Origin of the sequence: Pseudomonas sp. NBRC 111123 (genome assembly GCF_001320205.1) — a bacterium.
GTDB classification, from domain to species: domain Bacteria; phylum Pseudomonadota; class Gammaproteobacteria; order Pseudomonadales; family Pseudomonadaceae; genus Aquipseudomonas; species Aquipseudomonas putida_J.
In genome coordinates, this window is the sequence record NZ_BCAZ01000015.1 from 1 (window position 1) to 11,937 (window position 11,937).

Below are 11,937 nucleotides of genomic sequence, written 5' to 3' on the forward strand. Positions count from 1 at the left end.
TCGCCCAGCTCGCGCTTGATCGCCACCACGTGGTTCAAGTCCTGCTCCAGCGGGTTGGCGCCGATCTTGAGCTTGAACACCCGGTGGCGGCACACCTCCAGCATGTGCTCGGCCTCGGCGATGTCGCGGGCGGTGTCGCCGCTGGCCAGGGTCCAGGCCACTTCCAGGCTGTCACGCACCCGCCCGCCGAGCAGCTCACTGACCGGCAGGCCAAGGCGCTTGCCCTGGGCGTCGAGCAAGGCGCTTTCGATGCCGGACTTGGCGAAGGTATTGCCCTTGGCCAGCTTGTCGAGCTTGAGCATGGCGGCATTGATGTTGTCCGCTGGCAGGCCGATCAGCCCCGGCGCCAGGTGCGCGTCGATGTTGGCCTTGATGCCCTCGGGGCTTTCGTAGCCGTAGGCCAGGCCGCCGATGGTGGTGGCCTCGCCGATGCCTTCCACGCCGTCGCTGCAGCGCAGGCGCAGCACCACCAGGGTCTGCTGCTGCATGGTGTGCATGGCCAGCTTGTGCGGGCGGATGGTTGGCAGGTCGACGATGATCGCGTCCAGCCGTTCGATGGTCGGGCTTGTCATGCAAAAGCTCCAGTTCAGTCAGTAGAAGAGTCAGGCCGTTGCCATCTGCGCCTGGCGGCGGCCACTGGCCAGGTGCACGGCCATGGCCAGCGCGGCAATCGCACCGGGGATGGCGAAGGCGATGAAATTAAGTTGCAGCGGCAGGTTGATGCCCATCAGCGCACCGCCGAGCAGCGGGCCGACGATGGCGCCATTGCGGCCGATGCCCGACGCCCAGCCAAGGCCGGTAGAACGCACCGACAGGCCATAGAGTTGGGCGGCACCGGCATAGAGCAGGATCTGTGTGCCGATGGTGGTGGCGCCGGCGATGAAGATCAGCACGTAGAGAACCGGCATCGGGCTGTTGACGCCAAGCAGGCTGATCGACAGCGCCGCCGCGATGAAGAAGGCCACCTTGACCTTGACCAGGTTGTAGCGGTCGCCCAGCCAGCCACCGAGAATCGCCCCGGCCATGCCGCCAAAGTTCAAGGCCAGCAGGAACGACAGGCTCGAGCCCAGGCTGTAGCCGGCGTTGGCCATCAGTTTCGGCAGCCACGAGCTCAGTGCGTAGACCATCAGCAGGCAGCAGAAAAACGCCAGCCACAGGGCCAGGGTACGGATGGCCAAGCCATTGCGGAACAAGTCCAGCACCGAGGTGCCGCCACCTTTGCGGTCGGTTGCCTGCAGCACGTCGTCCGCCTGCACATCGCAGCCCGGGTCCAGGCGCTTGAGCAACTTGCGGGCGTCATCGGTGCGACCTTGGCGCACCAGGAATCCGATGGACTCGGGCAGGTAATAGAGGATTGCCGGCAACAGCAGCAGCGGCACTGCAGCGGCAAAGAACATCGATTCCCAACCAAAACGCGGCAGCATGAAGATGCCGACACCCGCCGAGAGCATGCCGCCCAGCGAATAGCCGCTGAACATGATCGCCACCAGCGTGCTGCGCAGGCGTTTGGGCGCGTACTCGTTCATCAGCGCCACGGCATTGGGCATCAGGCCGCCGCAGCCGAGGCCGGCGATGAAGCGGTAGATGCCAAACTCGCTGGGGCTGCTGGCAAAGCCATTGAGGATGGTCGCCCCGGAGAACAAGGCGAAACAGATGGCGATCCCTTTCTTGCGCCCGATGCGGTCGGCCAGGCTGCCGAACGCCAGGGCGCCGAACATCATGCCGAACAGCGCGTAGCTGCCCAGCGCACCGGCCTGCAACGGGGTCAAGCCCCACTCTTTCATGATCACCGGCAGCACCACGCCGTAGATGAACAGGTCATAGCCGTCGAAGATCAGCAGCAGGCCGCACAGGGCCATGACTCCCCAGTGGAAGGGCGTGAAGCGGGCATTGTCGATGATCGGGTGTACGTCAAGGGTTCGCATGGCATCTGTCTCTGTTGTTGTTGTTTTGGAGGAACGCTTTGCATGGAGGGGATCAGCCGAGGTCACCGCCCCCTACCGGCAGGGTCACGCCGGTGATGTAGGAGGCCTCGTCGGAGGCCAGGAAAAGGATTGCGCCGACCTGCTCGTCGATGCTGCCGTAGCGGTGCATCAGGCTGCTGTCGAGGGTCTGGTCGACGATCTGCTGGTACCAGGCCTTGTCCTGCTCGCTCTGCTCGGCGTTGTTGCGGGGCACCCGGCGCGGTGGCGCCTCGGTGCCGCCGGGGGCGGTGGCGTTGACGCGGATACCGCGGCCAGCAGTTTCGAAGGCCAGGCATGCAGTGAGTGCGTTGACGCCGCCCTTGGCCGCGCCATAAGGCACGCGGTTGACCCCACGGGTGGCGATCGACGAGACGTTGACGATGGCGCCGCTGCCGCGTTCAAGCATGTACGGCAGCGCCGCATGGCAGCACCACAGGGTCGGGAACAGCGATCGCCGCACTTCGGCCTCGATCTGCTCGACCTGGTAGTGCTCGAAAGGTTTGGCCCAGATGGTGCCGCCGACGTTGTTGACCAGGATGTCGAGGCGGCCGAAGGCTTCTACCGCCGTGGCCATGACCCGGGCGCAATCGGTGTGTTGTTCGAGGTCGGCAATGAGCGTCAGCATGCCCTCCCCGGCCAGTTCGTGGACCAGCTCGGAACGGTCCACCGCCACCACCTGCGCGCCTTCGGCCTTGAGCCGCCAGCACACGCCACGGCCTATGCCCTGGGCGGCGCCGGTGACCAAGGCGACTTTGTTGTGGAATCGGTTGTTCATTTCGAACTCCTTTCAATCCGGAATTGCCGGGAAGGCTTTGCCCTCCATCGCGACGCAAGGCTGCGCCTACAAACACCGCGGTCCCTTGTAGGAGCGGCCTTGTGTCGCGAAAGGGCCGCAACGCGGCCCCGGCAATCCCGCAGTCAATAAAAGGAGGCCACCTTCACCCGCACGATGCCGGCAGCCCCAGGAAAACTCAGGCCGCAGCCGCCGCGAACTTCTCGTAGTAGAAGTTCGCCGGGTTGATGTCCTGTTCGCGCAGGTACTGGCTCACGGCCTCGACCATCGGTGGTGGCCCGCACAGGTACACATCGACGTCACCGTCATTGAGGTGCTGCGGTGCGATGTGCTGGGTCACGTACCCCTTCTGTGGGTACTGGCTGTCGGGGTTGGCCACGCAGGCGCTGAAGGTGAAGTTGGGGATGCTCGCGGCCAGCGCCTGCAGGCGGTCCAGCTCGACCAGGTCGAAATCGTTGGTCACCCCGTAGATCAGGTGCAGCGGGTGCTCGCTGCCCTGCTCGGCAATCTTCTCCAGCATCGCCGTGAACGGTGCCAGGCCCGTACCACCGGCCAGCAGCAACAGCGGGCGCTGGATCGGCCGCAGGTAGAAGCTGCCCAACGGGCCCGCCAGGCTCATGTTGTCGCCGGCCTTGGCCAGGCTGGTGAGGAAGCTGCTCATCAGCCCGCCCGGCACATTGCGGATCAGGAAGCTGACCTCGCCGTCCTTCTGCAGCGAGCTGAAGGAATAGGCGCGGCTCTGGTCGCTGCCCGGCACCTTGAGGTTGACGTACTGCCCCGGCAGGAACGTCAGGTGGCTCAGTGCCTCACCCTTGATCGACAAGGCGATGGTGCTGGCCGACAGCTGGCGCACATCACTGATGGCTGCTTCGAAACTGGCCTGCTCGGTCTTGCACAGTTGCGACGACGCCGGGATGCGCACCACGCAATCGCTTTCGGCGCGCATCTGGCAAGTCAGCACGTAGCCTTCGGCGATCTCGTCTTCACTCAGGGCGTCTTCGATGAAGTTGTCACCCAGGTCGTAACGCCCGGACTCGGCCTTGCACTTGCAGGTACCGCAGGCGCCGTCGCGGCAGTCCAGCGGGATGTTGATGCCCTGGCGGTAGGCGGCGTCGGCCACGGTTTCATGGCCGCTGGCCTCGATGAAGCGGGTAACCCCGTCTTCGAAATTAAGTGCGATCTGGAAGCTCATGTTGCACCTCGCGGGCGAGCCTGGCCGCGGCGTGTCAGTGGGCACACCGAGCGGCTCGCGTTACCTCGGATCAGATGTGGTAGATGTCGATGACCTGACGCACGTAGTCGTTCTTCAGCACCACCTTCTTGGCCTTGATCAGCGGCTGTTCGCCGCGCAGGTCGAGGGTGTAGAAACTGCTGCCGAAGTAGCTGTCAGTGGTCTTGTAGCGGAAGCTCAGGGTGTGCCAGTTGAAGCGCACCTGGCAGCTGCCCTCGCACTGCGAGACGATCTCGATGTTGCTGATGTTGTGCGAGGTGCGGGTGTCCGGCACGGTCGCACTGGAGCGCTCGGTCTTGATCCGGAACACGCGGTCCTCAAGGCCGCCACGGTTGCCGTACCAGATCAGCGAGATTTCGCTTTGCGGGTCTTCGGTCAGGGTGTCGTCATCGTCCCAGGATGGCATCCAGAAGGTCGCGTCGCTGGCGTACAGCTCCAGCCACTGGTCCCACTGGGCGTCGTCCAGGTAGCGGGCTTCGCGGTAGAGGAAGTCGCGCACGGTGTCATGCAGGCTCATTGCACGGCCTCCACGGGGATCAGCTGCTGGCCCTGTTCGAGGGCTTTGATCATGGTTTCCTGCCAGTACTTGTGCTGCAGCACGAACAGGCCTTCGTCCTCGGTGCGCACGCCCGACAGCAGCGGTTTGAGTTCGATTTCCTTCGCCGCCTCGTCGGCGCCTTCGACCCAATGCTGCGCGCCACGGGACATGTCATTCCAGCCGGTGCCGCCGCCGTAGCCGGTCTGGCATGAGCGGAACTCTTCCAGGTCGTCCGGGGTGGCCATGCCACTGACGTTGAAGAAGTCTTCATACTGGCGGATGCGCTTGGCGCGGGCATCGGCGCTCTCGCCCTTCGGTGCGATGCAGTAGATGGTGATTTCGGTCTTGTTCACCGAAATCGGCCGGGCGATACGGATCTGTGAGCTGAACTGGTCCATCAAATACACGTTGGGGTACAGGCACAGGTTGCGCGAGTTTTCGATCATCCAGTCGGCACGGGCCTGGCCGAAGTCGGCGGCCAGCTGGTCACGGCGCTCGAAGGCCGGGCGGTCTTCGGGGTTGGCCCAACGGGTCCACAGCAACAGGTGGCCGTGGTCGAAGGAATAGAAGCCACCGCCCTGCTTGGCCCAGGCGCCGGCGCTCATGGTCTTGATCTCGTCGCCCGCCTCGCGCTGCTTGCGCTGGTTCTGGGTGGCGGCGTAGTTCCAGTGCACGGAGCTGACGTGGTAGCCGTCGGCGCCGTTTTCGGCGGTGAGCTTCCAGTTGCCCTCGTAGATGTACGAGCTGGCACCGCGCAGCACTTCAAGGCCTTCAGGGGACTGGTCGACGATCATGTCGATGATCTTCGCCGACTCGCCCAGGTGCTCGACCAGTGGCTTGACCTCGGCATTCAGGCTGCCGAACAGGAAGCCACGGTACGACTCGAAGCGGGCAACCTTGGTCAGGTCGTGGGAGCCGTCGCAGTTGAAACTGTCGGGGTAGCCGGCATTGCTCGGGTCTTTGACCTTGAGCAGCTTGCCGCTGTTGTTGAAGGTCCAGCCATGGAACGGGCAGGTATAGCTTGCGCGGTTGCCGCGCTTGTGGCGGCACAGCATGGCGCCGCGGTGGCTGCATGCATTGAGGAAGGCATTGAGCTCCCCGTCCTTGTTGCGCGCGATGAAGATCGGCTGGCGCCCCATGGTCAGGGTGAGGAAGTCGTTCTTTTCGGGGATCTGGCTTTCATGGGCCAGGTAGATCCAGTTGCCCTCGAAGATGTGCTTCATCTCCAGGTCGAACAGGCGCGGGTCGGTGAACATCTCGCGTTTGCAGCGATAGACGCCCGTTTCACGGTCGTCCTCAAGCATGGCATTGAGGTAGTCGAATCCCAGGGACATGGCCAGGGTCTCCATTGTTATTGTTCAGACCGGGTCAGGTTAGGGTTTGCCCTGGGGTGGCAATATCCATCGCCTGCAGAGTGCTATCCGTTTTGTGCAAATATCGACCCGATAGCATTTATCCATTGAACAGTGCGCATCGCCTGAAGTAAGCTCGGGCTCATTCACTGGAGAGCAACATGCCGAAACACACCCGCAACCACGCCAACCACACCGGTCGCTGCCTGCGCCCTGTGCTGGCCGTTGCCGGCTGCCAGGCTGCTGCCAGCTTTTATTTTGGGTATTGGTTTAGCCACTAGGCGCCGATACCCACACGGCGCCCACCTTCGAGGGGCCGCCGAACATGAGAATACTCAAACCCCCGGTCGGCTCCCCGACCGGGGGTTTTGCTTTTCAGGCCACTGCACTTTACCGATTCGAACTGAGGACAGATTCATGAACTACGCCACTTATTACTACGCAAGCACCTATGCCTGGCGATTTAGCCAATCCCGTTCGGGCCAGCCTGCCGCCTCCGATCGGTCCCGCTCAGGTGGCAATGCTGCAGACAATCAATCAACGAATAGTCGAACACCTCGATAGGGCCGACCGCGCGGGCCAGAACCCGCCGTCCGCCCAGGGAACATACGCCATGCAAGCCTCGAACCTCGCTCTGCCCCTGACCCAACCGCAAGCTGCCAACACCACCGTCAGCCAGCGCCTGCCCAGCCCGCACCTGCTCAAGCAGCAGATGCCGCTGTCCAGCGAACTCGCCCAGCAAGTCCACAGCCACCGCCAGGCCATCCGCGCCATCCTCGAAGGCCGCGATGAGCGCCTGCTGGTAATCGTCGGCCCATGCTCGATCCACGACCCCCGCTCGGCCCTGGAATACGCCGACCGCCTGGCCGCCCTCAGCCGCGAAGTCGATGACAAGCTGCTGCTGGTGATGCGCGCCTACGTGGAAAAACCCCGCACCACGGTGGGCTGGAAAGGCCTGGCCTACGACCCGCACCTGGACGGCAGCGACGACATGCATGCCGGCATCGCCCTGTCCCGTGGCTTGATGCTGAGCATGATCGAACGTGGCTTGCCGATCGCCACCGAGTTGCTGCAACCAATGGCCGCCGGTTACTTCGACGACCTGCTGGGCTGGGCGGCGATTGGCGCACGCACCACCGAATCGCAGATTCACCGGGAAATGGTCAGCGGCCTGGAGCTGCCGGTGGGCTTCAAGAATGGCACCGACGGCGGCGTCGGCATTGCCTGTGACGCCATGCGCAGCGCCGCGGCCCCGCACCGCCACTTTGGCATGGACGCGCAGGGCTACCCGGCGATCATCGAAACCCTGGGCAACCCGGACACTCACCTGGTGCTGCGCGGCGGCCACAAAGGCCCGAACTACGATGCCAGCAGCATCGCCCAGGCCCGCCAGGGCTTGGCCAAGGCCGGCTTGCAGGCACGCATCGTGGTCGACTGCAGCCATGCCAACAGCGGCAAGGACCCTGCCCGCCAGCCAGCGGTGTTCGAGGATGTACTGGCCCAGCGCCTGGCCGGTGACCGCTCGATTGTCGGGGTCATGCTCGAAGGCCACCTGTTCGACGGTTGCCAGGCCCTGGGCAAGGGCGCGCTGAAATACGGCGTGTCGATCACCGATGGCTGCCTGGGTTGGAGCGCGACCGAAACCCTGCTGCGCGAGGCCGCAGCCCGTATGTGAGAGACTGCTGCAAGCCCGGCGAGACATGACCCGATCAAGTGCGCTAGGCTTGCTGTTTTTACCCTCCAAGGAGCAGTACCCATGGCACGCGCCACCGCCCGTCACATCCTCGTCAGCACCGAAGAAAAGTGCAACGAACTGAAAGCCCAGATCGAAGCCGGTGCCGACTTCGCTGAAATCGCCAAGGCCAACTCCACCTGCCCGTCCAGCCGCCAGGGCGGTGACCTGGGCTCGTTCGGCCCAGGCCAGATGGTCAAGGAATTCGACACCGTGGTATTCAGCGCCCCGGTCAACACCGTACAGGGCCCGGTGAAGACCCAGTTCGGCTACCACCTGCTGGAAGTGACCAGCCGCCAGGACTGATCTGCTGATCATCGTGTCCCCTGTGGGAGCGGGTTTACCCGCGAAGAGGCCAGACCAGGTATTGCCTTTGCCTGCTCGGGCCTCTTCGCGGGTAAACCCGCTCCCACAGGTCCTTATTGGGGTCTGGATGCTGTGCATGGGCTGGATGGCCCAAGCCGCCCCCACTCACGCTTTGACGGTGTACGGTGAGGCGCCCCGTTACGTCGAAGGCTTCCGCCATTTCGACTACGTCAACGCCGACGCCCCCAAGGGTGGCCTGATGCGCCGCTCGGCCATCGAGATCGGCCAGTTCGACCATATCCTGCCCTACATCGACAAAGGCATCGGCGTCAGCGAGGTCGATGGCTGGCTGTATGCGCCCCTGGCGCAACGCTCGTTCGACGAGCCATATACCGTCTACGGCCTGATTGCCCGGCGCATGGAACGTGGCCCGGATGACGCCTGGCTACGCTTCGAGATCGACCCCAAGGCGACCTTCGCCGATGGCAAGCCGGTGCGCGCCGAAGACGTGCGCTTCAGCTTCGACACGCTCATGGCCGAAGGCAGCCTCAAGTACCGCACCCAGTTCGCCGATGTCGCCGGGGTCACGGTCGAAGGCCCGCAGCGGGTCCGCTTCGACTTCAAGCAACCCCACGGCCGTACCCTGGCCCTGGACGTGGCCAGCTTGCCGGTACTGCCCGAGCACGACTGGGCCAACCGCGACTTCGCCAACGGTGCCGGCTTCGACAAGCCGGTCGGCAGCGGCCCGTACCGCATCGGGCGTATCGACAACGGCCGCAGCATCACCTTCGAACGCGACCCGAACTGGTGGGCCAAAGACCTGCCTGTCAACCGTGGGCGCTACAACTTCGAACACATCCGCATCGAATATTTCGGCGACACCGAAGTGGCGCGCCAGGTACTCAAGGGCGGCGGCTACGACTACAACCGCGAATTTTCCGCCACGGCCTACACCTTGGGCTACAACGGCGCGCAACTGGACGATGGCCGCCTGCAGCGCGCGCACCTGGGCCCGGCCAAGCCGCAGGCCGCCCAGGGCTTCGTGTTCAACCTGGACAAGCCACAATTCAAGGACCGCCGGGTACGCCAGGCACTGGCCATGCTCTGGGACTTCGAGTGGAGCAACCGGCAAATGATGCGCAACCTGTACATCCGCCAGCAGAGCGTGTTCTCCAATACCCCGCTGGCTGCCCGCGCACTGCCGGATGCGGGCGAGCTCAAGCTGCTCGAACCGCTGCGTGGCCGGGTGCCGGACGAAGTCTTCACCCAGGTGTTCACGGCGCCGGTTACCGATGGTTCGGGAATCATTCGGCCACAACAGCTGCAGGCGCTGGCCTTGTTGCAACAGGCCGGCTGGCACCCCGAGGGCGATCGCCTGGTCAACGCCCAGGGCGAGCCGTTGGCGTTCACCTTCCTCAACGGCCAGTCCGGCATGGAGCGTCTGCTGCTGCCGTGGAAGCGCAACCTGGCACAGATCGGCATCAGCCTGAACATCCGCAACGTCGATTCGGCGCAGTATGTGAACCGGCTGATGGCCCGTGACTACGACATGATCGTCACCGGCTATTCGGTCACCCTGTCGCCGGGCGCCGAGCTGTACAACTACTTCGGTTCTGCCGCTGCCAACGACCCCGGCTCGAACAACCTGATGGTGCTCAAGGACCCGGCGGTGGACCAGCTGATCGACGGCCTGGTGCGCGCCGACACCCAGGCCGACATGCTGCACCACGCTCATGCCCTGGATCGGGTGTTGCAATGGAACTACTACTGGATCCCCAACTATTACCCACCGGGCAGCTCGACGGTGTGGTGGAACCGCTTTGGCCTGCCAAAAAACCAGCCCGCCTATGACGAAGGCCTGGACAGTTGGTGGGAAGTCAGCCCGACGGCGCTGAGCAACGCGCAGATGGCCGAACGGCAAAAGGCCCAGCCATGACCAGCTACATCCTGCGGCGCCTGCTGCTGATCATCCCCACCTTGCTGGCAATCCTGCTGGTCAACTTCGCCATCGTCCAGGCCGCGCCCGGTGGCCCGGTCGAGCAGGCGGTGGCGCGCCTGCAGGGCCTGGGCGGCGGCGCGCCCGGCTCGCGGGTAGAGGTGGTACACGGCGAATCCCGCGCCACCCGTGGCCTGGACCCGAAGCTGATCGAGGAGATCAAGCGCCAGTACGGCTTCGACAAGAGCGCACCGCAACGCCTGTGGCTGATGCTCGGCCAGTACGCCCGGCTGGACTTCGGCCAAAGCTTCTTTCGCGGCGCCAAGGTCACCGACCTGATCCTCGACAAGCTGCCGGTAACCCTTTCGCTGGGCTTGTGGGCCACGCTGATCACCTACCTGGTGTCCATCCCGCTGGGCATCCGCAAGGCGGTACGCCATGGCAGCCGCTTCGATGCCTGGAGCAGTGCGCTGATCGTGGTCGGCTATGCCCTGCCCTCGTTCCTGTTCGCCTTGCTGCTGATCGTGCTGTTCGCTGGCGGCACCTCGCTGAACTGGTTCCCGGTACGTGGCCTGGTCTCGGACGACTTCGACCAGCTCAGCCTGATGGGCAAGGTTGCCGACTACTTCTGGCACCTGGTGCTGCCAGTCGGCGCCTTGGTGATAGGCGGCTTTGCCACCCTCACCCTGTTGACCAAGAACGCCTTTCTCGATGAAATCTCCCGCCAGTACGTGGTCACCGCCCGCGCCAAGGGCCTGAGCGAACGGCGCGTGCTTTATGGGCATGTGCTGCGTAACGCCATGCTGCTGGTGCTGGCTGGGCTGCCGCAGGCGCTGATCACGGTGTTCTTTGCAGGTTCCTTGCTGATCGAGGTGATCTTTTCCCTCGATGGCCTCGGCCGCATGAGCTACGAAGCGGCGGTGTCACGCGACTACCCGGTGGTGTTCGGCACGCTGTTCATCTTCACCCTGGCCGGCCTGCTGTTCCGTCTGATCGGCGACCTGGCCTTCACCGTGCTCGATCCGCGCATCGACTTCGACTCGAGGGCGCACTGATGCTGTCGCCGGTCTCGCGTCGTCGCCTGCAGCGCTTTCGCCGCAACCGCCTGGGCTGGGTGTCGCTGTGGCTGTTTGCCGGCCTGCTGTTGCTGAGCCTGTGCGCCGAACTGGTGGCCAACGACAAACCCCTGCTGCTGAGCTACCAGGGTGAGCTGTACGTGCCAGCGCTCAAGCGCTACAGCGAGCAGCAATTCGGCGGCCAGCTGCCGTTCCAGCCGGACTACCGCAGCACCTATGTGCGCCAGCTGATCGAGGGCCAAGGCGGCTGGATGCTGTTCGCGCCCATCCCGTTCAGCGCCGACACGCCCAACTATGACCTGCTGGTACCCACGCCCAGCCCGCCCAGCGCGAGCAACTGGCTTGGCACCGACGACCAGGGCCGCGACGTGCTGGCACGGGTGCTGTATGGCACCCGCACCTCGCTGCTGTTCGCCTTTGCCCTGACTGTGATCAGCGTGGTGATCGGTGTCGGCGCCGGCGCGTTGCAGGGTTATTACGGCGGCTGGGTCGACCTGTTCGGGCAGCGCTTGCTTGAAGTGTGGTCGGGGCTGCCGGTGCTGTACCTGCTGATCATCCTCAGTGGCTTCGTCGAGCCGGACTTCTGGTGGTTGCTGGGGATCATGGCGCTGTTCTCGTGGTTGACCCTGGTCGATGTGGTGCGCGCCGAGTTTCTGCGTGGGCGCAACCTCGAATACGTGAAGGCGGCACGCGCGCTGGGGCTGCCGGATACACAGGTGATGCTGCGCCATGTGCTGCCCAACGCGATGAATGCGACGCTGACCTATGTGCCGTTCATGCTCACCGGCGCCATCACCACGCTGACAGCGCTGGATTTCCTCGGCTTCGGCATGCCCGCCGGCAGTGCCTCGCTGGGCGAACTGGTAACCCAGGGCAAGCAGCACCTTGAGGCACCGTGGCTGGGCTTTGCCGCGTTCTTTGCGCTGGCGGTGATTCTTTCGCTGCTGGTATTTATCGGGGATGCCCTGCGCGAAGCGTTCGACCCCAGAGGATAGGTTTTCAGCCCCGG

10 protein-coding genes and 1 pseudogene are annotated in these 11,937 nt (G+C 64.2%); 5 read left to right on the forward strand and 6 right to left on the reverse strand.

Going from position 1 to position 11,937, the window contains the following annotated elements:
• The 6 genes and pseudogenes from APH27_RS10045 to benA all read right to left on the reverse strand — a co-directional run.
• Positions 1-572, reverse strand: a pseudogene (locus tag APH27_RS10045) (muconate cycloisomerase); the annotation flags it as partial.
• A gap of 30 nt (positions 573-602) precedes the next feature.
• Complete coding sequence (locus tag APH27_RS10050) at positions 603-1,925, reverse strand: aromatic acid/H+ symport family MFS transporter (protein WP_027919233.1); 1,323 nt, start codon at positions 1,923-1,925, stop codon at positions 603-605.
• 52 nt (positions 1,926-1,977) lie between these two features.
• A complete protein-coding gene (locus APH27_RS10055) occupies positions 1,978-2,739 on the reverse strand; it encodes a 1,6-dihydroxycyclohexa-2,4-diene-1-carboxylate dehydrogenase (protein WP_060484698.1) in 762 nt (253 codons plus the stop codon).
• A 196-nt stretch (positions 2,740-2,935) separates the two neighbouring features.
• The gene (benC, locus tag APH27_RS10060) at positions 2,936-3,949 is read right to left on the reverse strand and encodes a benzoate 1,2-dioxygenase electron transfer component BenC (RefSeq protein WP_060484699.1); all 1,014 of its coding nucleotides are present in this window, start codon (positions 3,947-3,949) and stop codon (positions 2,936-2,938) included.
• Between the two features lie 70 nt (positions 3,950-4,019).
• Positions 4,020-4,505, reverse strand: coding sequence for a benzoate 1,2-dioxygenase small subunit (gene benB / locus APH27_RS10065; RefSeq protein WP_027919230.1), 486 nt, complete (start codon positions 4,503-4,505; stop codon positions 4,020-4,022).
• Positions 4,502-5,860: a benzoate 1,2-dioxygenase large subunit gene (gene benA / locus APH27_RS10070; RefSeq protein WP_027919229.1), complete on the reverse strand. Its 1,359-nt coding sequence runs from the start codon at positions 5,858-5,860 to the stop codon at positions 4,502-4,504. The genes benB and benA overlap by 4 nt, the downstream gene beginning before the upstream one ends.
• 631 nt (positions 5,861-6,491) lie before the next feature.
• Between benA and APH27_RS10075 the strand changes: the two genes are divergently transcribed.
• The 5 genes from APH27_RS10075 to APH27_RS10095 all read left to right on the forward strand — a co-directional run bounded on the left by APH27_RS10075 (position 6,492) and on the right by APH27_RS10095 (position 11,923).
• Positions 6,492-7,553, forward strand: a complete 1,062-nt coding sequence (locus APH27_RS10075; RefSeq protein WP_027919228.1) for a 3-deoxy-7-phosphoheptulonate synthase — start codon at positions 6,492-6,494, stop codon at positions 7,551-7,553.
• 81 nt (positions 7,554-7,634) lie between these two features.
• Positions 7,635-7,916: a peptidylprolyl isomerase gene (locus APH27_RS10080; protein ID WP_027919227.1), complete on the forward strand. Its 282-nt coding sequence runs from the start codon at positions 7,635-7,637 to the stop codon at positions 7,914-7,916.
• Positions 7,917-7,923: 7 nt separating this feature from the next.
• Positions 7,924-9,852: an extracellular solute-binding protein gene (locus tag APH27_RS10085; RefSeq protein WP_082435074.1), complete on the forward strand. Its 1,929-nt coding sequence runs from the start codon at positions 7,924-7,926 to the stop codon at positions 9,850-9,852.
• The gene (locus APH27_RS10090; protein ID WP_060484700.1) at positions 9,849-10,907 is read left to right on the forward strand and encodes a microcin C ABC transporter permease YejB; all 1,059 of its coding nucleotides are present in this window, start codon (positions 9,849-9,851) and stop codon (positions 10,905-10,907) included. The genes APH27_RS10085 and APH27_RS10090 overlap by 4 nt, the downstream gene beginning before the upstream one ends.
• Positions 10,907-11,923, forward strand: a complete 1,017-nt coding sequence (locus tag APH27_RS10095) for an ABC transporter permease (RefSeq protein ID WP_060484701.1) — start codon at positions 10,907-10,909, stop codon at positions 11,921-11,923. The genes APH27_RS10090 and APH27_RS10095 overlap by 1 nt, the downstream gene beginning before the upstream one ends.
• Positions 11,924-11,937 lie beyond the last annotated feature (14 nt).